The sequence below is a fragment of the Exilibacterium tricleocarpae genome (genome assembly GCF_007004655.1).
In the GTDB taxonomy this organism is placed as follows: domain Bacteria; phylum Pseudomonadota; class Gammaproteobacteria; order Pseudomonadales; family Cellvibrionaceae; genus Exilibacterium; species Exilibacterium tricleocarpae.
Genome location: NZ_ML660087.1, coordinates 504805 through 531333 on the forward strand (window position 1 = coordinate 504805; position 26529 = coordinate 531333).

The window sequence follows — 26529 nt, forward strand, 5'->3', positions numbered from 1 at the left end:
TCGTGACCAAAGTGCAACAGGCTGCTGTAACCACTCCCTTGCCTCTGGTGCTGGCGGGCCCCATTCTGCGTCGCTGTGATCCGCAGCGGGTGGCTTTCTGGCTGGTGACCAGTGAGCCTTGCGACTGCCGTTTGCACCTGGCCATTGGCCAGGGTGAGCTGGCCGCGGTTGCCGCGCCCGAATTGGAGCAGTTGAGCCTGCCGGTGGGTCGCCACTGCTTTGTGCACTGGATTTACTGGTCGCCGGGCGAGCCCCTGGCGCAGCGGGTGGAGGTGCGCTACGACTTTTCCCTCGAGACTGCAGCCGGTGCCGTTTGGCTGACTGAACAGGTGCCCGATATTAATTATGACGGTGCCGGCCACCCCAGTTTTGTGATCGACCTGGCTGTCAGCGAAGTGATTCACGGGTCCTGTCGCAAGCCTCATCACCGCTGCGACGATGCCCTGGTTCAGCTCGACCGGCGGCTCGCCACTCGTTTGGCCGGCGCGCAGGCCAGGCCGAATTTCCTGATGATGTCCGGTGATCAGGTTTATACCGACGATGTCGCCGGTCCCATGCTCTGGGCGATTCACCAGGTGATCGAGATGTTGGGGTTGTTCGATGAGAGCTGGTCGGGGGCGCTGGTGAACAATTCCGCCGAATTGTTTGCTCACCCGGATAATTTTTATCGCCGCGATGCCCTGTTGCCCGATGAAGATGCCAACGCGGCGGTCAGCAAGCGTTTCTGGCGCGGCAAGCGCAAGCCGATTTTTACCACGGTCAATGGCGGCAACCACCTGGTCACCTTTGCGGAAGTGATGGCCATGTACCTGCTGGTGTGGTCACCGGCCCTCTGGCAGAGGGTCAATCTCGGCAAAAAAGACCTGCAGCCCGCCGTGCAGGCCACCTACGAAAAAGAGAAAGGCATCATCGAGCGTTTTGTGGCGGGGTTACCGCAGGTGCGCCGGGTACTGGCTCATCTGCCCACCTACATGATCTTTGACGACCACGATGTAACCGACGATTGGAACCTGACCCGGGGCTGGGAAGAGGCGTCCTATTCCCACCCTTTTTCGAAGCGGATTATCGGCAATGCCCTGCTCGGGTACCTGTTGTGTCAAGGGTGGGGTAACGATCCTGAGGCGTTTGTGCCTTTGCACGACGAGTTGCAGACATGTTTTGGCGATGCCGGCCTCAAGGGCCAGGACCAACTGATAGAACGCCTGCTGGCATGGAGTAACTGGCACTACCGACTGCCAACCACACCGCCGACCATGGTGCTGGATACCCGCACCCAGCGCTGGCGCTCGGAGAGCAATCCGGCCAAGCCCAGCGGGTTGATGGACTGGGAGTCGCTGTGCGATCTGCAGCAACACCTGATCGGTCAGCGTTCGGTCATTATGGTGTCGGCAACGCCGGTCTACGGCGTCAAACTGATCGAGGTGATTCAAAAAATCTTCACCTTTTTCGGCAAGGCGCTGACGGTCGATGCTGAAAACTGGATGGCTCATAAAGGCACGGCCAGCGTTATGCTCAATATCTTTCGCCACCAGAGCACGCCGCCGCTGTTTATTATCCTGTCCGGCGATGTGCACTATTCTTTCGTCTACGATGTCACCTTGAGGTTCTCCCGCCAGAGCCCCCGTATCTGCCAGATCACGGCCAGTGGTATCAAAAATGAATTTCCGAGGACATTGCTGCTGTGGCTGGACAAGCTCAACCGCTGGCTGTATCACCGGCGTTCTCCCCTCAACTGGTTTACCCAGCGCCGCTATATGTCGATTCGGCCGCGCAAACCGCCTGGCGGGAAGGGGCGGACTCTGCTCAACACCAGTGGCCTGGGCGTGTTACAGCTTGATGGCGAGTGCAAAACTATACGGACTTTGGTTCTCACCGCAAGTGGCGATGAGCTGGAGTTTGTGCAGCACCGGAGTCCAAAGTTGTCTCCGGCACCGGTTGTGGTTGAGCGAACCAGCGACTAACGGCGTGAGGCTACGTTAATTGAGTCGATATTACTTCGGCGTCTGTAAAGCCCGGTGCACTCTTTTTTTCTGCGCACAACCGCTAAACCTTCACCAGACAACCTCTCCATAGTGCAATGTACAGACACTGTTAGGTTGCCATGCGGGGCAGTCTTTTCAAGACTGTAGGAGGCATGGATGCCGACGCCAAGCCTACAGGGATGTACTTGCGGCGTGTCTTGAAAAGACTGCCCCGCATGGCAACCGGATCGAGGGCAGGATACTCTGCCGCCGCGTCCCCAATTGCCGGGTGGATGGCAGCGACCTTAAGGCAATAAAGGATGTTTCATTTTTTTGATATCCGCCTGCGGGTACTCAGTGCCGGCGTATAGAAGTTTTCCCTCTTGCGGTAAGAACGACAGCGTCCCGTAGGATCTAAATGTCCTGATGGGCAGGCGCACCAAGGTGGTGAGTCGCTGTTGATCGAAATCATAGTGAATAATCTGGTGATGGTCAGATCTATTGCGGCGAAAATAAACACCCCCGGCAGCATAAGTCCACGCATAGGGATGAGAAAACACCCGGCTGTCGATTTTTTCAACCGGCGGCGCATCCGTGTCGATATCCCGTTGCCAGAGTCCTCTGCCATGGCGGGTATAGACTAGCGTGGTGGGCGTTGTCATGATGCCGAAGCGACCGCTGTCGGCGGTGAGTTGCCTGGCGGTGCCGTTATCGATATCAAATTGATATATCTCGCTGGTACTATTCTCATAGACGCCCACCACAATAGCGCTGTCATCATAGCTCCAGCTTGGTCTGTCAAAATCATCGTAGTCGGTGGATAGCGTGGACAGCTTGCCGGACTCCGTATCCATAATATAGATAGCATCGCCGCGGTTACTTTCGGCCTGTCCAATAAAGACCACCCGGCTGTCGCCGTTGGACCAGCGCGGATACCTGACGTTTGTTTTTAAACGGCTCAGTTGCTGCCTGTTTCTACCGTCGCTATCTGCCGTCCACAGCTCATAGTGGCCGGATTCATTGGAGACATAAACGATTTTATCCATTCGTTTCGAGTAGTTCGGCGAGTGATGACTGAATTTGGACTCGACAACCGGGAAGGGGGTTCGGCTAACAGTGTTATTGAGTTGTAAGCTCAATATTTTGGATTGCCTCACCCGTTGTTCGTAAAACAATTCTCCTGTTTTTCTGGAATAGGCGGGAAAACCAAAGCCGTCTATGTTTAGACTGTGGATTTTTTTGGAGTGAATGTCGATGATATAACCACTGCTGACATCGGCGCGTTCAGTGGCGTAGACAAGCTTGGTGCTGTCGGTATGCCAGGTCAGGCCGGTGATGTTCTCCTCGCCCTCGGTCAATTGCCGGGCATTTTTTGTGGCTAAATCCACCAGGTAAATATTTTCATCGTAGCTGTTGCGCCGGCGGGTAACTGCGATGTGCTGGCCATCGGGAGAAAAAGCCATATCCCTGTCTGTGTAATCGCAATCGACTGTGCAGGAAAATCTGACCGCCTCAGCCCCGGGGTTATCCAACTCGACAAAATAGATGCCGCGGCTGTTAGTCTTATCATCGTACCCTTGAAAGGCGAGAATCCTGTCGTCCGGCGAAATATCCATGTAAATGAAGCCGCTGTTGAGGCCACAGCTTGCGATAGGCTTCTCCTGATTAGTATCTACTTTTATCTGCAGAATTTCGCAGCTTGATTGCAGCCGGTTCCTGCGGTGGAAATACAGATATTGCCCATCATTGCTCCACACGGAGAAGCGTTGTCTCAGATTGTCAAATGTCAATTGCCTGGCGGGCATCTGCGGCTGCTCCAGGTCCCGCATAAACAGATTAATGGGTTGCCCGAAGGTCCGCCAGTGGTACACGATATAGCGGCCGTCAGGTGAAGGCGCTACATACAGCTCACTGCCGGGGTCAGTTGTGACACGCTGAATATCCGGTTCCTGGATCGGTTCGTATTGCGTCAGGTAATACCAACTTAGTAGGATGCTGCAGGGAACAACGACACTGTAGGCTACAAATTTTAGCAAACCTTTGGTGATCGACGTTCCATCGCGGCCGGAGACCCTGTGGTCGGGTTGCCTGTCGGGCTTGGCCGGATAGGATGCCGGCGCGCCCACTTCATCCAGCCACTGGGGTGCTATGACCAGGCGGTAGCCAACTTTGCGGATTGTCTCAATGATCTCTTTTTCAGCGTCGGGTGACTTTAGATGCTGGCGCAAGTGCCAGACAGCATTGGTCAGTGCCTTCTCGCCAACGGAGTCATTGCCGTTCCAGATCGTATCGATAAGCTCCTGACGCGGGATCACGCGCGGGTAGTGCTCTGCCAGGTAGGAAATTACCTCGACGAATTTTGGTTGCAGAGTCTGTTTTTCACAGCCGTCGAGTTGTATAGAGAGCGTGCTTGGCTGTATCAGACAATAGCCGAGTCGAAAACTGTTACCGAGCTTTGTCTGATGCATAAAGCTCCCCCGGCGATAGCAAACAGCACTTTTTACACTTATCATACAGCGGGTTGGTCAGACACCCCGGCAATATCCGGGCTGGCCCGCCGCTGAGTACAATGATACACAGGATGTAAATCGCGCACCACACCACTGTTGCCATCAACGCTGTCGGGTCGGTGCTTACCAGCCAGCGACTGCAGCAGGCCTTAGCCGACCGTCAAAGAGTTGGCAAACACTGACTGAAGATGATGTGGTGTTACAGTTTTATGAATTGCAGGTCCGGTGAAAAACTGATCCTGGCCCGGCGTTGATATTGCTCTCAGACAGATCGGTCAATTGGCACTTGTTTCGGTAAAGTAGGTGACTTAAAGAGCAGGCGTGTTATTCCAAGGCGTCGCGAACCGCCGGCATGACCCTGCGGCTAACCGGTACCTTGGCGCCATTGGATAAAACCAGTTGACCTACACCGGACGCCTCCCGTTGCAATGATCGGATCAATGTCGTATTGACCAGATATGAGCGGTGCACGCGCAGAAAGGTGGCGGGAAGTGCTTGTTCGAGCTTTCCCAGGCTGCCGCTGTGGAGCGCGTGGCCGCCATCCGTAAACACGATATCGACGTAATCACCGGCGCCCTGGCAGTAAGCAATGCGGTCGCTGGTCACCCACTCGACCTTGCCGGCGCTGGTAACCGCCAACCTGTGCGGCTGCGTGGATGCGCGCTTTTGGTCCAGTGCCAGTTGCAGGCGGTCGGCGCGGGCGCGCTCGGCAGCCAGAAGACGGCGTTCGCCGGCCAGCGCCAGCGCCTGTTGGACAATCAGGAAAAACACTATCCCGGCTACCACATAGTAAAAAAACAGATCCAAAAAACGGCCGGGTGCCCAGTAGATCACCGCCGCAAACAATGCCAGTGCCAGTGTGAACTGAGCGGCTTGCGGTTGCGACTGGCTCATCCGATAAACAGATAATAAGCCTGCCAGCACCGTCGGCACCAAAATGGCCACCGTCGTTTTGTTGTCATAGCCGCCCTCCAGTTGTACGAACAGGAGCGTTAGTGCTGCACCCGCCGGCAGCAGCCAGATGCTGCGACGGCCGCCGAAGATATGCACCACGTGTGCCAGCAGACTCAGGCCGAACACCAGTGCACACAGCAAGATCAGCAGCAATCTCACATCGTGTAGCGGGTAGGTGTAGGGCAGCAGCCCGCGGGAGGTCTCGATCAATAGCTGGGCGGCCGCCACTATCGCCATCAGGGGCAGCAGCAGGCGTTGTCGCGAACCCTGCTCGCTCCATGCCAGTGTAATCAGAAACAAAGCGGCCAATGCCAGGGCACCAAACGGCAACAGTGCTACCCAATAGTGCCGCAGTCTCTCGTCGGTGGGATTTGCGTAGTCGCCGATGGCGATCAAATGCATCGCGTTCACCAGATTCAATGTCGAATGGTGAGCTGACATTTCCAGGACCAGCTCATTGCGTCCCGGCGTTACCAACCGTTGCGGCAGCGGCAGGGCGGCATCCATAAGACCCGGCGTTTCCGCAGCCGCGGTAGCGGCAGGCGTGCCGTTGCTGCCGAGATAGTCGCCATTGATAAATACCCGGCTGGCGGCTTTGCCCAAAATAAAGACGCCCAGGGGCTGGAGCTGGGCGACGCGGGTAGCCGGTAAATCGATATAGGCGCGAACCCAGATATGAGAGCGGTGCGGATTGATGGCCGCCGCGCGTGTGGATTTACAATCCGGGTGGTCGAAGGAGGGGGGTGACCCCGCCGGTGATAAAGCACCGGGACATACCGTAACCGGTTGCTGCTCGATCGACAACAGCGGCTGTGCGACTGCGGGTGCGACTGCGGGTGCGATTGCGGGTGCGATTGCGGGTGCGATTGCGGGTGAGAGTGCCAATATCAACACGATCGAGCATAACAGACGGTAAATGATTGGTTTCATCCCGCAAATGGTAGAGGAGTTCGCCAGGCGGCACTAGGCCGCCCACCGAAAAATACCCACCGCTTGCCGATTGGCGCGTGAGTTCTGTGCCGGTGTTTGTAAGCTGCGAATACGTCTTCAGCCAGGGTATTGGAGTCAATTGGATGAAAGTCATAAAGTGGATGAAAGTCATGCTGACGCTGCCGGCCGCGCTGCTAATGCTCGCCTGCACCACCGTCGAACCCCGCGGGCCAAAGCTGCTTGCCGGTGAAACTGAATACATCTTTACCGCCGCCAGCGGCGAGTCTGTCGCCGCCCTGCGCGGCGCGATTGCGGTGCCCGAGCGCCGCGACAACCCGCACAGCCGCATGATCCCGCTGACTTACGTCAGATTCCCGGCCACCGGTAAACGACCGGGGGCGCCGATTGTGTACCTGTCCGGCGGGCCGGGCGGATCGGGGATCGCGACGGCTCGGCGCAACCGTTTTCCACTGTTTATGGCGATGCGGGAATTTGGTGACGTTATCGCGCTCGATCAACGGGGTACGGGCGCATCCAATGTTTTACCGGCGTGCCGATCCAGCCGGGTGATCCCGGTTGACCGGCCGCTGAGTGACCGGCGCTATATCGGCCTGCATCGTGACGCATTGCGCGAGTGTCTGGTGTTCTGGGAAGACCACGACATCGATTTGAAAGGTTACAACACCCTGGAGAGCGTCAGTGACCTGGATGCCCTGCGACGCCACCTCGGTGCCCGCAAGCTGACGTTGTGGGGCATTTCCTACGGCAGCCACCTGGCATTGGCCGCACTCAAGCAGATGGATACGAGTCTCGAGCGCGTGATCCTCGCCAGCGCCGAGGGCCTGCACCAGACCATCAAACTGCCGGCCCGCACTGACGCCTATTTCGAGCGCCTGCAACAGGCCGTTGATACCCAGCCCGAGGCCCGGCTGGCCTACCCGGATATCAAGGCGTTGATCAGGCGTGTGCACGCCAGGCTGGAGCTGTCGCCCGCGGAGCTTGAAATTACCTACCCGGACGGATCCGTCGCTGAATACTTGCTGCAGCGCCGGGATATGCAGCGCACAGCGTCGGCGCTGATCGCCGATCCACAGCGCGCGGCGCGCCTGTTGTCTCTTTACGCCGCAGTGGATCGGGGCGATCTGCAACCGATTGCCCGCCTGTTATCCCGCTGGCACCGGCCCGGTGAACCTGTCGCTTACCAGCCGATGTCCGAGGCCATGGATATTGCATCGGGCATCGGCGCCGAGCGCCGTGCGCGCGTTTATCAACAGGCGGAAAGTGCGTTGTTAGGTACCTACCTCAACGCCACATTGCACTTGCTCGATGCCGCCCCGCTGCTGGACCTCGGTGACAGTTTCCGCAAGCAGCCCGAGAGCGGCGTGCCGGTGCTGCTGTTTAGCGGGACCCTGGACGGGCGCACCTATCTTGAAAGCCAGCGCGAAGCCGTGGTGGGGCTGACGAACCTGACCGCCGTTACGGTCGTCAATGCCGGACACAACCTGTTTATGTCCTCACCCGCCGTCAAAGAAGCCATGGCGGATTTTATGCGAGGCAGGCCGGTCGCAACCCGGCAGATCACTGTGCCGCTGCCCGAGCTGCTTGTTCCCTGACCGTTGGCGCCGGTTCAGGAAAAATAGCGTCAATCTTTGTCGATCCATCTGCTCAAAGGGATCATAAAAAGCGCGGCCAAACCACGAGTCCCCCCAGACCTACCTTCAGTACGCTGAATCGAGGCCGGCTCAATTGGATCAGGGATCGATAAACGGGTGCAAACACGCTCAAGGCAGTGCCATTACCCCCAGGGCAGTTTTATCCGCCAAACCGTATTTTTGACCCAATCGCTGCTTTACAAAAAAAGCCTTTGTTATCAATGGGCTAAGTATATTCATAAAAATAGGTGCTATTTTTTTAGCAGTTAACTATTGACCTTTTCTTTCAAGGTGCTATTTTTGCAGCACGGTGCTAAAAAAGTAGCACTCCGTTTTTTCCTAAAATTCCGGGCACAGGACCCGAGCGATATGACAAAAGACACCCACGACCGGCTGAGTCGCCGCGAACGGCAAATCATGGATATTCTCTACGAGCGCCAGGAGCTATCGGCACAGGCTATTCGCGCGGCGCTGCCCGAGCCGCCCAGCTATTCCGCCGTGCGGGCGATGCTGGCGAAGTTGGTGGATAAAGGCGTGGTGAAACACCGGGAAGAGGGCCCCCGCTATATCTATTCACCAGTGCTGGAGCAGGACGATGCCCGCGCCTCGGCGCTGCGCAAGTTGCTGAAGACGTTCTTCGACGGCTCCGCCGTGCAGGCGGTAAATGCGTTACTGGGGATGGAAAAAAACCAGTTGAGCGATGCGGAACTGGCCGAACTGGAGCGGGCCATCCGGGAAGCAAAAAACAAACAATGACCTGAGGGACGGCTATGTTCGATTTAGGCGATATTGTTACCCTGGTTTCCTTTTTGGTGATCAAGCCGACGTTGATCCTGTTGTTAATCTTTTGGCTGTTGAAGCAATTTACCTATGATTCGGCCGCTGCCCAGTTTTATTGCCTGTCGCTTGGGATGTTGGCGCTGCTGGGCCTGCCGCTGGCGGCGGCACTGATGCCCGCTATTGAAGTGGCTGTGTTGCCGGCTCACAACCCCGCCTGGACGCTTGCCGGGCCGCTCTCCGGGACCACCGCCGTGCTGGCGGGACTGCTCGCTATCTACCTGCTGGGTGTGTTTTGGGTGCTTTTTTACACGGCCAGTGGTGTGTTGATGGTGTATCGTCGCGGCCGCGGCTGTCCCCCTTGCCGGGACCGGCACACCCTGGCGCTGATCGACGAATTGCGCGCGGCACTTGGTATCGGGCGGCCGGTGGCGGTTGTGGTGGTGCCAAGTCTGCATACACCCCAGGTTTGGGGCTGGCGGCGCCCGCTGCTGCTGATTCCGCCGGCGCTGACGATCTGGCCGGCCGAGCGCCAGCGGCGCGTGCTGATTCACGAACTGGCCCATGTGCAGCGCCACGACTGGGCGTTGTTGATGCTGACCAAGCTGGTGTGTGCGCTGTTTTGGTTTCTGCCTCTCACCTGGTTGGCCGGCCGCCGTTTGCAGGCCATGGCCGAACTGGCCTGCGACGACCGCGTGGTGGAGCTGGCGGGGCGGCGGCTCGACTACGCCGAGGACCTGATCAGCATGGTGAAGCATGCCCGCCGGCAGGCCCACAGCGATGTGGTCCTGTCGGCGGCGGCCCCCTCACAGTTGGCCGACCGGATTCGTGCCCTGCTGGACGGGGCGCGGGATCGCGGTCATTGCAGCACAGCCAGCCGGATCGGCTTGTGGCTGCTGGTGCTGGCGCTGCTGTTGCCGCTGTCATCGCTGCAGGCGACCAGTCTGCCCGATGCCGTCGCCCGGGTGAAGCACTATCTGGTGCAACCGGTGTCGCTGGCTGCAGCGCATGCCGACCTGGAAACAGTCGATAAGCCGGCAACTGAATCGCCTGCCACTATTGATCTCGCCGCGATGAAGGCGGGGTTGCAGGTCGATTCACCGCCACCGATGGAGCAACTTTTGGTGGTGGCCCGGCAGGCGCCGGAACAGCGCGAGGATTGGGTGGCAGGCATCGCACAGCCGTTACTGGCACCGGTGCAGCACGCCGAGGTGCAGATTCTGGGTTATATGCCGCTGGTCACGGTCACGCCCATTTATCCGGAGCGGGCCCGGCGCCGGGGCCTGGAGGGGCGGGTTATCGTGCAGTTTACGATTTCGCCGCAGGGCCGTGTCGAGCAGCCGCGCATCCTGGTGTCGCAGCCGGGCCGGGTGTTTGACCGGGCGGTGTTGCGGGCACTGCGGGGCTTTCGTTTTCGCCCCTACCGTATCGAGGGTGAGCCGGTGGCTGTTACCGGTGTGACTGAAACCTTTATTTTCCGACTTACTGAGCCCGAGAATCCGCAGCGGCGGCGACATCCGCCACCCTTTGCCGGGCCCACTCAAATAGCGCGGGCGCCCGCCACCTGACGCCAGCGGCGACAGACTGAACCGGGCCGCGCGCGCCCAACTTCATTGCCACCGATGTTTCTTTTCACGCTGTGTCTCAACCGCGAGGGTATCGCTATGTCTGTATATTTATCGTCTTTGCCGGCAGGCTTAAAGGCTACGCCTATCTCTGCATGGTCTCCGTCCGGTCACTATTCCCACTACCGGCTTATCGCCATGCTGCCGGTCTCGGCCCTGGTGACTCTGTTGCTGTTTTATCTGATGCACCGCCTGGTGTTTGTTGAGGAAGTGGTGGTCGATGAGCCGCCCACCCAGTCGATAAAGCCGTTTTTTATGGAAGAAAAGGTGATCGAAACCCACAAAGAAAAGCCCCCGGAGCGGCCGCAAGAGAATGATCCGCCGCCGACGATCATTGAACCGGATCGGATAAAGCCCCCCTTGATCGATGACGGTTCATTGTTTACCGGCGGTCCCGGCAGTGTCAATCCGGAGATTCCCACGATCAATATCGGCGGCGGCAGCCTGGTGCGGCAGGTGGGGGTGGCGCCGCAGTATCCGCGCAGTATGTTGGCGCGGGGAGTCGAGGGTTTTGTGGACCTGGAGTTCGACGTGACTGCCTACGGGGCCACCACTAATATCCGCATCCTGCAGTCGCAACCGGAGGGGGCGTTTGACCGCGCGGCGGTAAAGGCGGTACAGCGTTGGAAATATAAGCCGCGCTATGTCGAAGAAGAAGCGGTGGCATCGTACAATATTCGCGAGCGCATTCGTTTTGTTATCGAGGGCAGCTAACGGGCGAGTGGCGACTTATGCACGGTAAACGGGAAAACGCAGGCGATTGATATTGGAGCGTGGTACAGAGGCTCTAGCGGATGTTGATCGGCAATCTGTGATTTTTATTGCATTTGTAAAACAATGGTGTGAACTTAGCTGGGTAAAAAGAGACGGTATCTTGATGGTTCAACAGTTGGTCACCCCACAGCTCGACATTATCTGTAACAGTCGCAGCGCGCTGCCTGCCGCACAGCAACTGGCGGCGTCGACCGATTTGCCGTTGCTGGTGGATGCTGAGGTGGGCGGGCGGCAGCGAGCGGAGTACGCCCTGCTGTTTGATGCCCAGGGCGTCAGTCTGGTGCAGGGCGGTCCGGGTGCCGCCGGCGCCGTGCGCGCCGACTTTGTCGGGGGACAGGTCAATCACCGGCGCCGTTATGGCGGTGGTAAAGGCCAACTGATTGCGCGGGCGGTGGGTATCAAAGCGGCCCGGCGTCCGGCGGTGATGGATGCGACCGCGGGGCTGGGACGGGATGCTTTCGTATTGGCCACATTGGGTTGCGAGGTCTTGTTGCTAGAACGTTCGCCTATCGTCCACGCGCTGCTTGCCGACGGTCTTGAGCGGGCCCACAACGAGGCGCAGTCGGATGGCGGGCTGGCAGAAATATTAGCGCGCATGTCTCTGCACTTCGGTTGCGCGCAGACTTATTTGCAAGCTTTGCCAGATACCGCCCGACCGGATGTCGTCTATCTGGACCCGATGTTCCCGGAGCGGGAAAAATCGGCGAGTGTAAAAAAGGAAATGCGGGCGTTTCATTCTGTTGTGGGGCGCGACCTCGATGCGGGCGCGCTGTTGACTGTCGCCCTCGAGCGGGCTGGCTACCGTGTCGTTGTAAAAAGACCGCGCAAGTCACCGCCTATTGCGGGACGTTCTCCCAGCTTTGTTCTTGAAGGCAAGTCCAGTCGCTACGATATCTATGCTTTGCGCAAGATGGATACATGAGTTGGATGTCGCTGGTGTGGGACTGAAAAACACCTGCACCACCTCGTCCCTGGTTGGGCAGGTTGCCGCGAGTTGACATGTTGATGGTGGCATTGGACCAGGTTTGCGTCGGGGGTGACTGTGTTAGGCCCCACACTTAAATCCGGTGCCAGAAGGGGGGTGTAGTAGCAAGCAGTACCCGACGGCAGAGGTCCTGTTGCCGGCAGGTCTAACACAGTCACCCCCGGCGTGGACCGGCCGGGTTGGCACGGTGTCGTTTTCAATGAATTGTATGTCCTCGGCTGGGACAATGCAGGGTTGACGGATTGGTGCCTGATTAAAACTCGCCCGGCTCGCGCTGCTTATATCACAGCTTACTTTTTCTGCATAAACTGCACGATACGGCCGATCACCAGTCGCACCTGTGCCAGCATGGCCACAACAAACCCTATCCCCGCCAGCGCCAGGCCGCCCAGCAGGACTATCTCCTGTTGCCACGACGCCGGCATCTGGCTGGCCAGGTACACGACCGCCAGGCCGCCGAAAAACACCATGGCACCGTTGCGAAATTGGCGAAACACCCCGCTCAGAGGTTCTGAATAGTAGGCCAGTAACGCTTGCCTGTACTGCTTCCATCGGTGTTTTTGCGACACGCCATTTCCCCGGGATAACTGGCCGCCATGATAAACCTGCCACCCCTATATGCCAATAAGTGCTTATGAAGCCGGCACGGTTTGACCCATATCAAATCGGGTGCAGAAAAATTCCATTACGGTGGGCTTTATCTTGAGGGAGGAGGTGCGCGATGCACCCGGTGCAGCGGCAATTGTATATCGATCACTACCACCTGCAGCAGCTTCTGCAGTGCCTGCGGTATCAGCTCGACTGCTTTGCCGATCGCGGTCTGGGGGAGCCGGACTTGGGGTTGATTCTTGATATGCTGGACTATATCACTGTCTACCCCGAGCACTGGCACCACCCGGTCGAAGACGAGTTGTTTGTAATGCTGCTGCGCCATCCCATCGCCGAGGCCGGCATCGTCGAGCAGACGCTGGCAGAGCATGCGGAGCTCGAAAAACTCACCGCCGAACTGAATCGCCTGTTTGACGCCGTGGCGAAAGACTGTGTGGTGTCGGGGGATGAGTTGGTGGATAAGGCGCGCCACTTTATGGCCCGCCAGGGGATTCATATCGAGCGCGAGAATGAGTTGATTTACCCACTGTTCAATCGCTATCTGACAGCGGCGGACTGGCGCCGGCTTGAGCAGCGCATCCAGCAGGAGGACGATCCCCTGTTCGGCGGGCAGTTGAAGTCCAGCTACGATAACCTCTACAACTATGTGCTGGCCTGTAAGGGTCCCCTGCAGCCGCCGTTCAGTAAGCGCTCCGCGTCATAGTCGGCGGCGTGATGGCTGCCCATAGCATAGCCGCAGGTGCCGAGTAGTCCGGATCAGAGTTGCCCGCATCAGAGATGTCGGTACCGGGGGTTGTTTGTACCAGGGTCACCAGCGTTTCGCGGCGTCCCGATCGGTGTCGCGGGCCTCGACCCAGCGGTGGCCGCCGGCAGTGCGCTCCTGTTTCCAAAACGGCGCCCTGGTTTTTAAAAAGTCCATAATAAATTCGCAGGCGGCGAAGGCATCGCCGCGGTGGGCACTGGCGCAACCCACCAGCACGATCTGGTCGGCTGGCGCCAGGGCACCGACCCGGTGTAGGATACTGACCTGCAGCAGCCGCCAGCGCTGCCGGGCTTCGGTGACAATATCGGCCAACACCTTTTCCGTCATGCCCGGGTAGTGTTCCAGTGTCAGGCCCCGCACAGCGTCGCCCTGGTTGAGGTCCCGGACCAGGCCGGTAAACAGCACCACGGCGCCGGCTGCGGCGTCAATGCCGCGCAGTGTCTGGTACTCGGCCTGCAAATCGAAGTCGTCAGTCTGCACACGAATGCGATCGACAGCTTTGGCGGGCGTTGCTGCGGTCACTTCAGCCCCCCGTTACCGGCGGAAAAAAGGCGATCTCGTCGCCGTCTTTTACCGCTGTTTCAAATCCACTGATCTCCTGGTTGACGGCAACCAGCGCCTGTGAGTCCGCCAGGGTGCCGCGCCAGTTTGCGCCCCGCTCGCTCAGGTGGGCGGCCAGGTCCGCCACTGTGTCGATATGCGCCGGCAGTGCCAGTTGTTCTTCGGCGCAATCAAGCTGGTCGCGAAAGCGGGCGAAATACAATAGCTTGATCACGGTTGCGCCTCCGCGCTCCAGTCGCCGGACTTGCCGCCGTGCTTCTGTAGCAGCCGCAGTCCGTTGACGACCATGCCCCGGTCGACGGCTTTACACATATCGTAAAGGGTAAGGGCGGCCACCGAGGCGGCGGTGAGCGCTTCCATTTCTACCCCGGTCTGGCCTTTGAGTTTGCAGGTGGCTTCGATACGTACCCGATTGTGCTCGGGCTGGGCGGTCAGTTCGACATTGATGGCGGTGAGCAGCAGCGGATGGCACAGCGGAATCAGGTCGGCGCACTTCTTGGCCGCCTGGATACCGGCAATGCGGGCGACGGCAAAGACATCGCCTTTCTTGTGGCCGCCGCTGGCAATCAGGTCCAGGGTCTGCGGCAGCAGTGTGACGTAGGCTTCGGCGGTGGCGCTGCGCCGGGTATCGGCTTTCGCGCCCACATCGACCATTTGGGCCTGGCCGCGGGTATCAAGGTGAGTGAGTTCGTTCATAGCGGGGATGTGGGGCTGCTGGCAACGGGAGTCCATGATACTAAAGTTGACCGGTCACAGCTAACAGGCGCGGTGTGCCACCGTGGGTCAGGCCGCCGGTTGCGAATCCCGGGTTTTATATGATCCGCGAATACTTCACCTGCTGTGCCTCTACCTTCAGATAGGCATCAAACACCATGCAAATCCGCCGAATTAACAGCCGGCCCTCGGCGGTCACCTGAATCTGTTCCGGCGTCAGGGTCACCAGCTTGTCTTTTGCCAGTGGCTGCAGGGCTTCGAGTTCGGCGGCAAAATAGTCGTCGAAGCGAATGGCGAAGCGCTGTTCCAGGGCGCGGATATCGAGGGCGAACTGGCAGGTCAACTCGCGGATCACTGCCTGGCGCAGGCGGTCGTCGGCGCTCAGTGCCAGCCCCCGCGCCAGGGGCAACTGCTTGCCGTTGAGCGCCCGGGTGTAGTCGTCGATCTGCTTGTGATTCTGCACGAACACATTGTCGATAGCGCTGATGGCCGACACGCCGAAGGCGAACAGGTCGCAGTCGCCGTGGGTGGCGTAACCCTGGAAGTTGCGTTGCAACTCGCCGCGGGCCTGGGCCAGCGCCAGGGGATCGTCGGGTTTGGCGAAGTGGTCCATGCCGATATAGCGATAGCCGGCGCGGGTCAGCCGGTCGATAGCAAATTCCAGCATCCGCAGTTTCAGCGCCGGGGCGGGCAGGGTGGCGGCATCGATCTGGCGCTGGGTTTTGAACAGGTGCGGCATATGGGCGTAGTTGAACAGCGACAGACGGTCCGGTGCCAGTTCGATGACCTGCGCCAGTGTCTTGTCGAAGCTGGCGAGGTTCTGGCGCGGCAGGCCGTAGATCAAGTCCATACTGAGGGAGTGAAACCCCTCGTGTCGGGCCGCCTCTACCAGTGCTGTGACCTGATCCACCGAATTGAAGCGGTTGACAGCCTGCTGGACATCCGCATCGAAGTCCTGAATGCCCATACTCAAGCGGTTGAAGCCGAGGCTGCGCAGGTGGGCGACGGTGCTCACGTTCATGCGGCCGGGGTGAACCTCGATAGAGTATTCACCGCTGTCGTCGTCGCGCAGGGCGAATAGACTGCGCAGGTTGGCCATCAGCTCGGCCATTTCCCCGTCGCTGATAAAGGTCGGGGTGCCGCCGCCGAGGTGCAGCTGGTTGACCTGGCGCTGCGCGTCTACCAGCGGCGCCAGCATCCGCATTTCCTCGTAGAGGTTATCGAGGTAGGGTCGGGCCCGGTTTTTATTGGCGGTCACTATTTTGTTGCAGGCGCAGTAGTAGCAAACCGTATCGCAAAAGGGAATGTGTACATACAGCGACAGCGGCCGCTGGGAGGCGTTGCTGCGGTCGATCGCCGCGGTCAGTTCGGCGCTCGTAAAGTTCTCGCGAAACTGGGGGGCGGTGGGATAAGAGGTGTAGCGGGGGCCGGCCAGATCGTAGCGGCGAATCAGTTCAGTATTCCAACGGATGGGCTGGCAGTTCATCGGGTCCTGGTCTCAGCTAGCGTGAGTGCGGCAGTATAGCAAACAGGTGCCCGAGGGGCGGTTGATTTACGTCATGTCTTGCACGGTGGGGGCGGACCGGTCGCTTTCATCTCACTGTGCGGTGGTGGACAGGCAATGGCACAGTACGGGGCCAGACCAGAGTGGCACTCGCTTCGGGTGCCTACCTCTGGTGCTTAAGCGTTGGGGTGCCAATTGACCGGTCTACCTCTGGACCGGGCTTTCAGAAACACGCCGTAAACCCATCCCTGGGGGCTTCACGACAGCATCCCTGCTGTCGAGAGTTTCTGAAAGCCCGGTCCAGAGGCAGACCTGCCCACAGCATTCTTAATCAAGACCAATGAGGCTGGGGCAGAGATCAATAAGTTGGTGCAAACCCTCTTAGGCAAGTGCCACCTTAGGTAAGTGCCACTTGAGTCAGAGCAAAAATTGTGATTTTAATTTTTTGCTCTGACCCCTGCTGGTGCTTACCCTGCTGGTGCTGACCCTGCTGGTGGGTACCACTGCGACATCACCATCGCGAAGCGACGTCAGGTCAACAGGCGCGCCAGCATATCCTGGTAGATACAGCTCAAGGTATCCAGGTCCGCCGCCGCTACACATTCGTCCACCTTGTGGATAGTGGCGTTGACGGGGCCCAATTCCACCACCTGGGCGCCGGTAGGGGCGATAAAGCGACCGTCTGAGGTGCCGCCGGCGGTGGAAAGTGCCGGCTTGTGCCCGGTTTGCGCCTCCACAGCGGCCACCGCCGCCTGCACCAACTCGCCCTCGGCGGTAAGAAAGGGCTCGCCGCTCAGGTGCCAGTCGATAGTGGCATCGAGGTGATACCGCGCCAGTATCGCCGCGGTGCGCTCTTGCAATTGCGCGGCGCTGACCTCGGTGGAAAAACGGAAGTTGCACACCACCGTCACCGAGCCGGGAATCACATTGGTGGCGCCGGTGCCGCCGTTGATATTCGATATCTGGAAGCTGGTGGCGGGAAAGAACGCGTTGCCCTCATCCCACACCTCTGCCGCCAGCGCCGCCAGTGCCGGCGCCGCCCGGTGAATCGGGTTGTCGGCCAGGTGCGGGTAGGCCACATGGCCCTGGGTGCCTTTTATCACCAGGGTGGCGCCGAGGGAGCCGCGGCGGCCGTTCTTGATCACGTCACCGACCCGTGTGGTGCTGGAGGGTTCGCCCACCACGCACCAGTCGATCTTGGTGTTGCGGGCTTCGAGCCAGTCCACGACCTTGACCGTGCCGTCGGCGGCCGGGCCCTCTTCGTCGCTGGTGATTAAAAAGCCGATGCGACCTCGATGATCCGGGTGTTGTGCTACAAAGCGCTCACAGGCGGTGACCATGGCGGCCAGGCTGCCTTTCATATCGGCGGCGCCGCGGCCTTTGAGCAGGCCGTCTTCGAGTTCGGCGGCAAACGGCGGCGTCTGCCACTGGGCCTCGGGTCCGGTGGGTACCACATCGGTATGGCCGGCGAACGCCAGCAGCGGCCCGTCATCACCGCGCTGCGCCCAGAAATTGTCCACGGCGCCGAAACGCAGGCGCTCGACCGCAAAGCCGAGTGCCTGCAGGCGCTCGATCATCAGGTCCTGGCAGCCGGCGTCTTCCGGCGTTACAGAGCGGCGCCGAATCAATGCCCTGGCCAGTTGCAGGGTCGGTGAGAGATCGGTGTCAGGTACCGGTGTATTCGGTGGGGACATTGGCTATCAGGTCTCCGGTGGCCAGGGATGGTTGCCGGTGGCAAAGCCACCGGGTTGGCGCTGCTCTCACAAGGGGATTACCCCCTCATGGGCGCGGCGCCTGCCCATTTTAAAGTTTTTTGCGGCGCCCACCAGTTCGCGCAGAACTGTCGAAGGCACGTGTCTCAGGCATTTACTTTGGCTCAAAGTGCCTGCTTTTACCTAAAGCGGCTACTTCTGGTGTTGGTGATGATGCTTAAACGGAGCTGCACCAATTTATTAACCTCTCTCCCAATCGTATCCAGCTTGGTCAAGAATGCTGTGGGTAGGCCAGCCTCTGGAAAGGACTTTCAGAAACGCTCAACAGCAGGGATGCTGTTGTGAAGTCCCTAAGGACGGGGCGAGGGGGCGCCCAGCCCGTGTTTCTGAAAGCCCTTTCCAGAGGCTGGCCGATCGATTGGCACGCCTTCGTTCAGGTCGATGTCTTAGAGACCACACCGGTGTCAATCCGCAGCGCATCGGTATTGCCCGCGAAGGTCATAGCGGAGCTGTCTTTAATTATGCGCGTGCAGCTCGGCGTTCAGGGCAACCGCGGATTTATTGGTTTTACATTCCACCGCCCCGCTGGTGGAATTGCGCCGGAACAGCAAGTCGGATTTGCCGGCCAGGTCGCGGGCCTTGATCTGTTCCACCGCCTCGCCGCGGTCATCCAACAGGGTCACTTTGGTGCCGGCGGTGATATAGAGGCCGGCCTCCACGGTGCAGCGGTCGCCGAGCGGAATACCGACCCCGGCATTGGCGCCGAGCAGACATTCGGCGCCCACGGATATGACGATATCGCCACCGCCGGACAAGGTGCCCATAGTCGAGCAGCCGCCACCGAGATCGGAGCCGGCGCCGACAAATACGCCGGCGGAGATACGACCCTCGATCATGCCGGGCCCGGCGGTGCCGGCGTTGAAGTTGACGAAGCCCTCGTGCATAACGGTGGTGCCTTCACCCAGGTAGGCGCCCAGTCGCACCCGCGCCGTATGGGCGATGCGGACCCCGGCGGGCACTACATAGTTGGTCATCTTCGGGAATTTATCGACACAGGCCACCTCCAGCACGTCGCCCTGTAGCCGCGCCTGCAACTGGCGCTCGGGCAGTTCCTCCAGGTCGATGGCGCCCTGGCTGGTCCAGGCCACGTTCGGCAGCACCCCGAACAGGCCGCTGAGGTCGGTGCCATGGGGTTTTACCAGGCGGTGGGAGATCAGGTGCAGTTTCAGGTAGCCCTCGGGGACTGAGGCCGGTGCGGCGTCGGTTTCCAGCAAGGTGGCTACCAGTGGGCGGCGGCTGTGCTGGAATGCCCGGGCGATGGCTGCCTGTTGCGTGTTACCGGCGTTTTCCAGGGCGGTGGCCAGCAGCTCCATCTTGCTGCCGTCGAGGGCGATGGCCCGATTGCCGCCACGGTAGTCGAGGGCATCGGCCAGCGCCCGGCTCACATTTTCGTCGGGGTTGAGCAGTGGCTGCGGGTAGAATACCTCCAGCCAGTCGCCTTTACTGTTGTTGGTACCTACGCCGAGGCCCAGACTGTAGAGCTTGGTCATCATCTTGTCCTGTTTGAGGGTTGGCGATCAGCGAAAAAGCTGGCGATAGTCGGTTTCTTTAAAGCCCGTGTGGTAGTGTCCGTCGAGGTCGAGCAGTGGTCGTTTGATCAGGGTCGGGTTGGCCAGGACAACGGCGACCACGTTACTGTCGTTCAGCCCGTTGCGGGTGGTTTCGCCGAGTTGTTTCCAGGTGGTGCTGCGTTTGTTGACCAGTGCTTCCCAGCCGAGTTGGTCGACCCAGGTGGCGACTTGTGCTTTGCTCAAACCGTCGGCCCGAAAATCGTGAAAGTTGTAATCGACAGCCTGCTGCTCGAGCCAGCGGCGCGCTTTTTTGACGGTGTCGCAGTTTTTAATGCCGTAGAGAGTGGTGGCCACAGATGCTCCTGAACTGTCCGGTTGCGCGCGGGGGCGCCAGCATATCAAAATTGCGGTTTGGGGTCACCGCTGAAGGTGCCCGCCTCACCGTGCCTAAGGCTGCGCATTGAGAGACCAGCTGCCGGTTTGCGGATCAAACGGCACCGAGAGGTGCTCATGCACCAACCGCCAACCCTCTTCCCTGAGTCGATAGCAGGACGTGTGGCGCACCCACATATCGGTCGAGCCGCCGGCTTGGAAATTGCCCGAGTACCGATTGAGACTGTAGGCGAACGCCGTATCGCCGTCGGCCGACACAACGAGATCGTTCAATTCAACACTCACGGGTCCGTCGAAACCATCGAACCATTCCTGTCCGCGCCGTCGTACATCTTCGATGCGCGTGTGGCGCAGCGGATCGAGTACGTCGAACACAATGACGTCCTCTACCAAAGGCGCCGTGGCTGCCTCGGCATCTTTGGCGCGAATGGCCTGATAACGCTCTTCGATCAGCTTGCGGACCGCGGCTGCAGCGCGAATGTCGTCGCTCTGCCAGCGGCCATGTCCGGCCGGCGGGTTGCCGAAGAAGACCTCGACGTCATGGAGCAGACTGTCGCGAAAGGTGAGCCGCTCGACATTTCGAAAGGTCTCCCCCGCTTTCGTCTCAAGCTCATAGAGCACGAATGCGACCTCGCCCTTTGTATGGATGTGCTCAACCCTGTGGTCCATTACCGGATGATTGCCCGGCCAGCAGCGCTCCATGAACGCGTCTTTGTCAATGGCGTCGTCATAGGGGCTGGTGAATGAGAAATCCGGGTGTAGCAGTTTGAGAAACGCTGTTGCGTCTCGCGCTGTATAGGCATCGAACACTGCGCGAACCTTGTCCTCAATCTTCGAAAAGTCAGCCATGGTCCATCCTCCCAAACCAGTGCATATTTGCAAGTGGTCGTAGAATGACCTAACCTCTGCGATAATGCAAGTGGTTTTAAGGGGAGAGCGATATCGCCATGACTGAACCTCGTTCGGGATGTCCCATTAATCTGACTGTCGAACTGCTCGGTGACCGATGGAGTCTTGTCGTTCTGCGGGACGTGATGTTCGGCAATCGGCGCACCTATGGGGCGCTGTTGTCCGGCTCCGATGAGAAGATTTCATCGAACCTGTTAGCGGATCGGTTGAAGAAGCTGGTCGATGCCGGCATGCTCACCAGGCATGATGATCCGACCCATAAGCAGAAGGCCATTTTTTCGCTGACAGAAAAATCGATCGCGCTGGTGCCGGTCTTCGTCCATCTCGGCGCCTGGGGGCGCCGGTGGCTACCCTCGACACCGCAATATTCCATCCGGGCGCAACTCCTCGAGGAAGGTGGTCCCGAGATGTGGTCGAGATTTATGGACGATCTGCGCTGCGAGCATTTAGGTACGCGGAGAAAACGAAAGGGGATGACGGTCGTTGAGGAACTGCAGGCGGCTTTTGAGGCGTTAGGCGAATAACCGGTTGTGGCGCCTTGGCAAAGTCGTTTGCTGATTATTGATCGATGTCCGTTTTTGGCAAGGGGCTGCGATTATTCGAGACCTGATTGGAGCAAAGAGCATTAGTGGGTTCGGAACCCAATGGCAGTTACTTTAGAGAGTAGTGTTAATCGACCGGCCTGTCTCTGTATCGTTTTTTCTTTCAATTGCCTGTTGCAGGTTTTTCGATACTGAGGCAGTTTGCAAGAGGGAAGGCTCGCGGTGTAATTGCCCGCTTGCAACGGCTGATGGGGATTAGTGGACCGCGCCTGTCGACTCTATAAGTGCGTGACTCCGTTGTGAGTGGATCGGCTAAAGTTATGTCCCCGCACCGTGCCGCTCGAAGCGTCGCCACTGGCGACGCTTTTTCCGACCGCTGATGACTTATTGAAACCCAAACCTCTGCTCAAGCTTTCTTTGTCTTCTTCGGCCGCTTGCGCTGCGGATAACAAGTCGTACAAATTTCACAAACCGTCCCGTCACAACCGCGGGCCGAACAGTATTCCCGCCCGTAGTAAATAATCTGCAGATGCAGCGCATTCCACTTCTCCCTCGGAAACAGGCGCTTCAAATCTTTCTCCGTCTGGGCGACGTTTTTACCACTGCTCAAACCCCAGCGCTGTGCCAGGCGGTGAATATGCGTGTCCACCGGAAACGCCGGCTCACCAAACGCCTGCGACATCACCACGCTGGCGGTTTTGTGGCCGACACCGGGCAGAGTTTCCAGCGCAGCCATATCCGCCGGCACTTCGCCCCCGTAGTCGTCCACCAGAATTTGCGATAACCCGGCGATGGCCTTGGACTTTTGCGGCGACAGGCCACAGGGACGGATTACCGCCTTGATCTCTTCCACCGGCACACCAGCCATATCGAATGGGTTGTCCGCCAGTTGCCATAATGCCGGCGTTACCTTATTGACCCGCTCATCAGTGCACTGGGCCGACAGCAACACCGCTACCAGCAGCGTATACGGGTCACGGTGGTCGAGGGGAATCGGAGGGTCGGGATAGAGCGCCTGCAGTTTGGCCTGGACAAAATCGACGCGCTCCGGCTTTGAAAGGTTTTGGGTGGGCATGGTCTCTACGGATAATTGCGATGGCTGGTTTTTTGTCGGTAGTGGCTACGGATGATCTCTATAAATGCTCAACAAACACTTTCAGGCGTTCGGCCGCTTCAATGCACTGAGCCAGCGGTGCCACCAGCGCCATGCGCACATGGTCGATACCGGGGTTGCCCGCCGGCGTGTCGCGGGCAATAAAACGTCCGGGCAACACGGTAATATGCTGCCTGGCAAAAAGCTCGCGGGCAAAGTCGGTATCGGCGATCGGGGTGCGCGGCCACAGGTAAAAACCGGCATCGGGCCGGGCGACCGGCAGGCAGTCACCGAGAATCTCCAGCACCGCGGCGAACTTTTCGCGGTAGGCATCGCGGTTGGCTTTGACATGCCCCTCGTCGCGCCAGGCGGCCGTACTCGCCAATTGGCTGGCGACCGGCATGGCGCAGCCGTGATAGGTGCGGTAGAGCAAAAACTTTTCCAGCACCTGGGCGTCGCCGGCCACAAAGCCCGACCGCAGTCCCGGCAGGTTCGAGCGCTTCGACAGGCTGTGAAACACCACGCAGCGGGCAAAGTCCCGTCGCCCCAGCGCCGCACAGGCCTGCAGCAGTCCGGCCGGAGGTCGGGCCTCGTCGAAGTAGAGTTCGCTGTAGCACTCGTCGCTGGCAATAACAAAGTCGTGAGCGTCGGCCAGTTCAATCACTTTTTTCAGATTGGCCAGGTCGGCCACGGCACCGGTCGGGTTGCCGGGTGAGCACAGGTACAACAGCCGGCAGCGCTGCCAAATGGCCTCCGGCACCTGATCGAAATCGGGCAGGTAACCGGTGGCGGCGGTACAGTTGAGGAAATAGGGTTCAGCGCCGGCCAGTAACGCAGCGCCTTCATAAATCTGGTAAAAAGGGTTGGGGCAGAGCACCAGCGGCGCGCCGGCGCGATCCACCACCGCCTGGGCAAAGGCGAACAGAGCCTCGCGGGTGCCGCTGACCGGCAACACCTGGCGCTCGGGATCGAGGCCATCGGCGCCCAGCGCAAAGCGCCGCGTCGCCCAGTCGGCAATCGCCTGGCGCAGCTCCGGCAGTCCTTTGGTGGTCGGGTAGTTGGCCAGTCGACCGAGGTTTTGGGCCAGGTGTTCCAACACCAGCGGCGGCGGCGGGTGCTTGGGCTCGCCGATGGACAGGGCGATATGCTCGCGATCGCGGGGCGGATTGATGCCGGTTTTCAAAGCGGCGAGTCGTTCGAAAGGATAGGGTTGCAGTTTGTCTAAATCCGAATTCATAGGGGTCCTGAATCAGCCTTCCTCTACCCGCTGGTCCAATCGCCGGCAGATTTCTTCCTGTAACTCTTTACACAGCGACGGATCGCTCAGGGGCGCGCCCTGTTTATCGGTGATAAAGAAAACGTCCTCCACCCGCTCGCCCAGGGTGGCGATCTTGGCATTTTGCAGTTGGATGCCGAACTCGAGAAAAATCCGCCCGATATGGGCCAGCAGACCGGGCCGGTCCGGACTGATCACTTCCAGCACCGTGTAGCTGCTGTGCAGTTCGTTGCTGAGGGTGGCGCGGGTGGGCATGGCAAAATGCTTGAGTCGGCGCGGCGTGCGGCGGCGAATGATATCGGAGTACGCATCCACCAGGCTGAGTTCGTGCAGCAGCGCCTGCCTGATTTCCTCGACCCGGGCGCTGTCGTCACCAATGGGCTCGTCGTTTTCGTTGAGGACGTAAAACGTATCGATGGTGTAGCCCTCAACGGAGCTGTAAAGGCGCGCGTCCTGAATGTTCAGTCCCAGCAGCGACAGGGCGGTGGCGGTGGCGGCGAACACATTGTCCCGGTCTTTGGTGCGAATAAAAATCTGGGTGGCGCCCTCGTGTTCCCGGCTGGTGGTTTCCTTGATCAGCACCAGCGGGTCCTGGTGGCGGTTGCGCCAGATGGCCTCGGCCTGCCAGGCGATATCCAGGTGGCCTTCGCGGAGGAAGTAGTCGTCGCCGATATCGCCCCACAGGTCCCGCACCAACTGTTCGTCGAGGCCCTTGTCGGCGAGCTTGTCGATGGCCGCCAGTTGGGTTTCCTCGACCAGCTCTTTTTGGTCAACGGTATGTTCCAGGCCGCGGCGCAGGGCGCGCTTGGTCTCCAGGTAGAGCTGGCGCATAAGGCTGGCGCGCCAGGTATTCCAGATATCCGGGTTGGTGGCGTTCATGTCGGCGACGGTCAGCGCGTAGAGGTAATCGAGGCGGTTCTGGTCGCCGACTTCGAGGGCGAAATTGTGGATCACTTCGGGGTCGGAGATATCCTGCTTTTGCGATACCGCCGACATCAGCAGGTGTTTCTCCACCAGCCAGCACACCAGTCGTGTCTCCCGTGGCGACAGGCCGTGTTGGACGCAAAAGGCCTCGGCATCGACGGCGCCGAGGGTGGAATGGTCGCCGCCGCGGCCCTTGCCGATATCGTGGTAGAGGCCGGCGATATACAGCAGCTCATGCTTCGGCAGGCGCTTCATGATATGGGCGGCGATCGGAAACAGAGTCTGCGCTTCCGGGTGGCGGAAGCGGCGCATGTTCTTCACCACCAGCAGCGTATGGGCGTCGACGGTGTAGATATGGAACAGGTCGTGCTGCATCTGGCCGGTCACCTGGCCGAATTCCGGCAGGTAGCGACCGAGCACACCGTAGCGTTTCATGCGCTTGAGCTGGGTTACCAGGCCGTGGGGGGAGCCCAGCAATTCCATGAACAGGCGGTTGTTGGTCGGGTCGCGGCGAAACGCGTCGTCGATTAGGTTGCGGCAGGCGCGCATCAGGCGGATGGTGGTGGCCCGCACGCCCTGAATGTCGGGATCGCGCCCCATCATCACGAAGATTTCCAACAGTGCCGACGGTGTCTGGCGGAATACCTCGGGGTGGGTGACCTCGATATAGCCGTCGCGCAGTTGGAAGCGCGCATTGATGGGGGTGGTGGCTTGCTTGTCGGGGGACTGCAAAATCGCTTCGTCCAGGTATTGCAGCAGCACGTCGTTGAGTTCCCGCAACGCCAGCACAATGCGGTAGTAGGCGTGCATAAACTGTTCGACTGCGAGGCGCCGGTCCGAATCGCGGTAGCCGAACAGCTGCGCCAGTTCCCGCTGGTGATGAAACAGCAGGCGTTCCTCGGCGCGACCGGCAATCATGTGCAGGCCGTAGCGCACTCGCCAGATAAACTCTTCGCCGGCCATCAGGATGCCGAATTCCTCGTCGGTGAAGAACTCCCTGCCGGCCAGCTCCCGCAGCGAGCGCACGCCGAAAAAACGCTTCGCCACCCAGCCGATCATCTGGATGTCGCGCAGGCCGCCGGGGGCATTCTTGACATTGGGCTCGAGGTTGTACTCGGTGTGATTGTGCTTGTCGTGACGGGCGATCTGCTCGTTCCACTTGGCGCGGAAAAATTCGTTGGCGGGCCAGATATTTTGAGGGCCGGTCATCTCCCGCAGTTTGTCCCGCAACAGCTCGCTGCCGGCCAGGGTACGGCACTCCATGATATTGGTCGCCACCGTGATATCCGTCGCTGCGATGTCGACGCACTGGTTGAGGCTGCGCACGCTGTGGCCGATCTCCAGGCCGATATCCCAGAGAAAGGTAATGAGTCGCTCGATACTTTCCAGATGCGGGTTGTCGCCGTCGTCCTCGAGCAGGATCAGCAGATCGATATCGGAATGGGGGTGCAGTTCGCCGCGGCCGTAGCCCCCCACCGCCAGCAGGCTGATATGTGTGTTCCAGCGGAACTGGTGCCAGGCGTAGTGCAGCATGCAGTCGATAAACAGCGCCCGGTCCGATACCAGGGCGCGAATGTCTTCGCCCTCGCGAAAGCGGGCGTTGAACTGCGCGTTGGCGGCGCTGATGGCGTCTTTGAACACCGTAATACTATTGCCCGCGGCCAGGGCACGGCGAAACCGGCTCTGGTCGAAAAAAAACAGCGGGCGTTCGAAATAGGGTGTCTGCATCTTGTCTCAAAAGCGAGCTTGAGGGTAGCTGTGTCTGTGGCCGTTGCCGACCCTGCGCACGC

The 26529-nt window shown here is 59.5% G+C and carries 22 protein-coding genes; 8 read left to right on the forward strand and 14 right to left on the reverse strand.

Going from position 1 to position 26529, the window contains the following annotated elements; translation table 11 throughout:
* Positions 1-2 precede the first annotated feature (2 nt).
* Positions 3-1961: a metallophosphoesterase family protein gene (locus FKG94_RS01920; protein WP_218943402.1), complete on the forward strand. Its 1959-nt coding sequence runs from the start codon at positions 3-5 to the stop codon at positions 1959-1961.
* Between the two features lie 305 nt (positions 1962-2266).
* Here the strand turns inward: FKG94_RS01920 and FKG94_RS01925 are convergent, their stop codons facing one another.
* Positions 2267-4429 carry a winged helix-turn-helix domain-containing protein gene (locus FKG94_RS01925; protein WP_179957442.1) on the reverse strand — a complete coding sequence of 721 codons (2163 nt, stop codon included), beginning with the start codon at positions 4427-4429 and terminating at the stop codon, positions 2267-2269.
* Between the two features lie 366 nt (positions 4430-4795).
* The gene (locus FKG94_RS01930; RefSeq protein WP_142902481.1) at positions 4796-6355 is read right to left on the reverse strand and encodes a LytR/AlgR family response regulator transcription factor; all 1560 of its coding nucleotides are present in this window, start codon (positions 6353-6355) and stop codon (positions 4796-4798) included.
* Between the two features lie 143 nt (positions 6356-6498).
* Here FKG94_RS01930 and FKG94_RS01935 point away from each other — a divergent pair, with 143 nt between their 5' ends.
* From FKG94_RS01935 to FKG94_RS01955, 5 genes are all read left to right on the forward strand, one after another.
* Positions 6499-7968: an alpha/beta hydrolase gene (locus FKG94_RS01935; protein WP_218943403.1), complete on the forward strand. Its 1470-nt coding sequence runs from the start codon at positions 6499-6501 to the stop codon at positions 7966-7968.
* 408 nt (positions 7969-8376) lie between these two features.
* Entirely contained in the window at positions 8377-8763 is a 387-nt protein-coding gene (locus tag FKG94_RS01940; RefSeq protein ID WP_142902482.1) for a BlaI/MecI/CopY family transcriptional regulator, read from the forward strand.
* 14 nt (positions 8764-8777) lie between these two features.
* Positions 8778-10352, forward strand: coding sequence for a M56 family metallopeptidase (locus FKG94_RS01945; protein WP_142902483.1), 1575 nt, complete (start codon positions 8778-8780; stop codon positions 10350-10352).
* Positions 10353-10448: 96 nt separating this feature from the next.
* Positions 10449-11123, forward strand: coding sequence for an energy transducer TonB (locus FKG94_RS01950; protein WP_179957443.1), 675 nt, complete (start codon positions 10449-10451; stop codon positions 11121-11123).
* Positions 11124-11286: 163 nt separating this feature from the next.
* Positions 11287-12105: a class I SAM-dependent methyltransferase gene (locus FKG94_RS01955; RefSeq protein ID WP_142902485.1), complete on the forward strand. Its 819-nt coding sequence runs from the start codon at positions 11287-11289 to the stop codon at positions 12103-12105.
* 353 nt (positions 12106-12458) lie between these two features.
* On the opposite strand, the gene FKG94_RS01960 is transcribed toward FKG94_RS01955, so the two are convergent.
* Positions 12459-12737 carry a hypothetical protein gene (locus FKG94_RS01960; RefSeq protein WP_246124883.1) on the reverse strand — a complete coding sequence of 93 codons (279 nt, stop codon included), beginning with the start codon at positions 12735-12737 and terminating at the stop codon, positions 12459-12461.
* A 152-nt stretch (positions 12738-12889) separates the two neighbouring features.
* Between FKG94_RS01960 and FKG94_RS01965 the strand changes: the two genes are divergently transcribed.
* The gene (locus tag FKG94_RS01965; RefSeq protein WP_142902486.1) at positions 12890-13480 is read left to right on the forward strand and encodes a hemerythrin domain-containing protein; all 591 of its coding nucleotides are present in this window, start codon (positions 12890-12892) and stop codon (positions 13478-13480) included.
* 105 nt (positions 13481-13585) lie between these two features.
* Here the strand turns inward: FKG94_RS01965 and moaE are convergent, their stop codons facing one another.
* The 8 genes from moaE to FKG94_RS02005 all read right to left on the reverse strand — a co-directional run bounded on the left by moaE (position 13586) and on the right by FKG94_RS02005 (position 20877).
* Positions 13586-14062 carry a molybdopterin synthase catalytic subunit MoaE gene (moaE, locus tag FKG94_RS01970; protein WP_142902487.1) on the reverse strand — a complete coding sequence of 159 codons (477 nt, stop codon included), beginning with the start codon at positions 14060-14062 and terminating at the stop codon, positions 13586-13588.
* Between the two features lies 1 nt (position 14063).
* Positions 14064-14315, reverse strand: coding sequence for a molybdopterin converting factor subunit 1 (moaD, locus tag FKG94_RS01975; protein ID WP_142902488.1), 252 nt, complete (start codon positions 14313-14315; stop codon positions 14064-14066).
* On the reverse strand, positions 14312-14797 hold the full coding sequence (gene moaC, locus FKG94_RS01980) for a cyclic pyranopterin monophosphate synthase MoaC (RefSeq protein WP_142902489.1): 486 nt from the start codon (positions 14795-14797) through the stop codon (positions 14312-14314). Before moaC ends, moaD begins: the two co-directional genes overlap by 4 nt.
* A 115-nt stretch (positions 14798-14912) precedes the next feature.
* A complete protein-coding gene (gene hemN, locus FKG94_RS01985; protein WP_142902490.1) occupies positions 14913-16301 on the reverse strand; it encodes an oxygen-independent coproporphyrinogen III oxidase in 1389 nt (462 codons plus the stop codon).
* Positions 16302-16849: 548 nt separating this feature from the next.
* On the reverse strand, positions 16850-18013 hold the full coding sequence (gene dapE, locus FKG94_RS01990) for a succinyl-diaminopimelate desuccinylase (RefSeq protein ID WP_142902491.1): 1164 nt from the start codon (positions 18011-18013) through the stop codon (positions 16850-16852).
* Between the two features lie 533 nt (positions 18014-18546).
* Positions 18547-19581 (reverse strand): 2,3,4,5-tetrahydropyridine-2,6-dicarboxylate N-succinyltransferase, encoded by a 1035-nt coding sequence (gene dapD / locus FKG94_RS01995; RefSeq protein ID WP_142902492.1) that lies wholly within the window; start codon positions 19579-19581, stop codon positions 18547-18549.
* Positions 19582-19608: 27 nt separating this feature from the next.
* The gene (locus FKG94_RS02000) at positions 19609-19956 is read right to left on the reverse strand and encodes an ArsC family reductase (RefSeq protein ID WP_142902493.1); all 348 of its coding nucleotides are present in this window, start codon (positions 19954-19956) and stop codon (positions 19609-19611) included.
* A 93-nt stretch (positions 19957-20049) separates the two neighbouring features.
* Positions 20050-20877, reverse strand: a complete 828-nt coding sequence (locus FKG94_RS02005) for a nuclear transport factor 2 family protein (protein WP_142902494.1) — start codon at positions 20875-20877, stop codon at positions 20050-20052.
* A gap of 65 nt (positions 20878-20942) precedes the next feature.
* Here FKG94_RS02005 and FKG94_RS02010 point away from each other — a divergent pair, with 65 nt between their 5' ends.
* Positions 20943-21428, forward strand: coding sequence for a winged helix-turn-helix transcriptional regulator (locus FKG94_RS02010; protein ID WP_142902495.1), 486 nt, complete (start codon positions 20943-20945; stop codon positions 21426-21428).
* A gap of 424 nt (positions 21429-21852) precedes the next feature.
* On the opposite strand, the gene nth is transcribed toward FKG94_RS02010, so the two are convergent.
* The 3 genes from nth to FKG94_RS02025 are packed head-to-tail and all read right to left on the reverse strand — an operon-like array spanning position 21853 to position 26467.
* Entirely contained in the window at positions 21853-22521 is a 669-nt protein-coding gene (gene nth / locus FKG94_RS02015) for an endonuclease III (protein WP_142902496.1), read from the reverse strand.
* Positions 22522-22579: 58 nt separating this feature from the next.
* Complete coding sequence (dapC, locus tag FKG94_RS02020; protein WP_142902497.1) at positions 22580-23776, reverse strand: succinyldiaminopimelate transaminase; 1197 nt, start codon at positions 23774-23776, stop codon at positions 22580-22582.
* A gap of 12 nt (positions 23777-23788) precedes the next feature.
* Positions 23789-26467 carry a [protein-PII] uridylyltransferase gene (locus FKG94_RS02025; protein ID WP_142902498.1) on the reverse strand — a complete coding sequence of 893 codons (2679 nt, stop codon included), beginning with the start codon at positions 26465-26467 and terminating at the stop codon, positions 23789-23791.
* Between the last annotated feature and the right edge of the window lie 62 nt (positions 26468-26529).

Bases quoted from the DNA above. Each gene is read 5' to 3' on its own strand.
- FKG94_RS01940 (WP_142902482.1), top strand. From the start codon at position 8,377: ATGACAAAAGACACCCACGACCGGCTGAGTCGCCGCGAACGGCAAATC.
- FKG94_RS01955 (WP_142902485.1), top strand. From the start codon at position 11,287: ATGGTTCAACAGTTGGTCACCCCACAGCTCGACATTATCTGTAACAGT.
- nth (WP_142902496.1), bottom strand. From the start codon at position 22,521: ATGCCCACCCAAAACCTTTCAAAGCCGGAGCGCGTCGATTTTGTCCAG.
- hemN (WP_142902490.1), bottom strand. From the start codon at position 16,301: ATGAACTGCCAGCCCATCCGTTGGAATACTGAACTGATTCGCCGCTAC.
- FKG94_RS01965 (WP_142902486.1), top strand. From the start codon at position 12,890: ATGCACCCGGTGCAGCGGCAATTGTATATCGATCACTACCACCTGCAG.
- dapC (WP_142902497.1), bottom strand. From the start codon at position 23,776: ATGAATTCGGATTTAGACAAACTGCAACCCTATCCTTTCGAACGACTC.
- FKG94_RS02025 (WP_142902498.1), bottom strand. From the start codon at position 26,467: ATGCAGACACCCTATTTCGAACGCCCGCTGTTTTTTTTCGACCAGAGC.
- FKG94_RS01925 (WP_179957442.1), bottom strand. From the start codon at position 4,429: ATGCATCAGACAAAGCTCGGTAACAGTTTTCGACTCGGCTATTGTCTG.
- FKG94_RS01930 (WP_142902481.1), bottom strand. From the start codon at position 6,355: ATGAAACCAATCATTTACCGTCTGTTATGCTCGATCGTGTTGATATTG.
- moaC (WP_142902489.1), bottom strand. From the start codon at position 14,797: ATGAACGAACTCACTCACCTTGATACCCGCGGCCAGGCCCAAATGGTC.
- FKG94_RS01950 (WP_179957443.1), top strand. From the start codon at position 10,449: ATGTCTGTATATTTATCGTCTTTGCCGGCAGGCTTAAAGGCTACGCCT.
- dapD (WP_142902492.1), bottom strand. From the start codon at position 19,581: ATGACCAAGCTCTACAGTCTGGGCCTCGGCGTAGGTACCAACAACAGT.
- dapE (WP_142902491.1), bottom strand. From the start codon at position 18,013: ATGTCCCCACCGAATACACCGGTACCTGACACCGATCTCTCACCGACC.
- FKG94_RS01935 (WP_218943403.1), top strand. From the start codon at position 6,499: ATGAAAGTCATAAAGTGGATGAAAGTCATGCTGACGCTGCCGGCCGCG.
- FKG94_RS02010 (WP_142902495.1), top strand. From the start codon at position 20,943: ATGACTGAACCTCGTTCGGGATGTCCCATTAATCTGACTGTCGAACTG.
- FKG94_RS01945 (WP_142902483.1), top strand. From the start codon at position 8,778: ATGTTCGATTTAGGCGATATTGTTACCCTGGTTTCCTTTTTGGTGATC.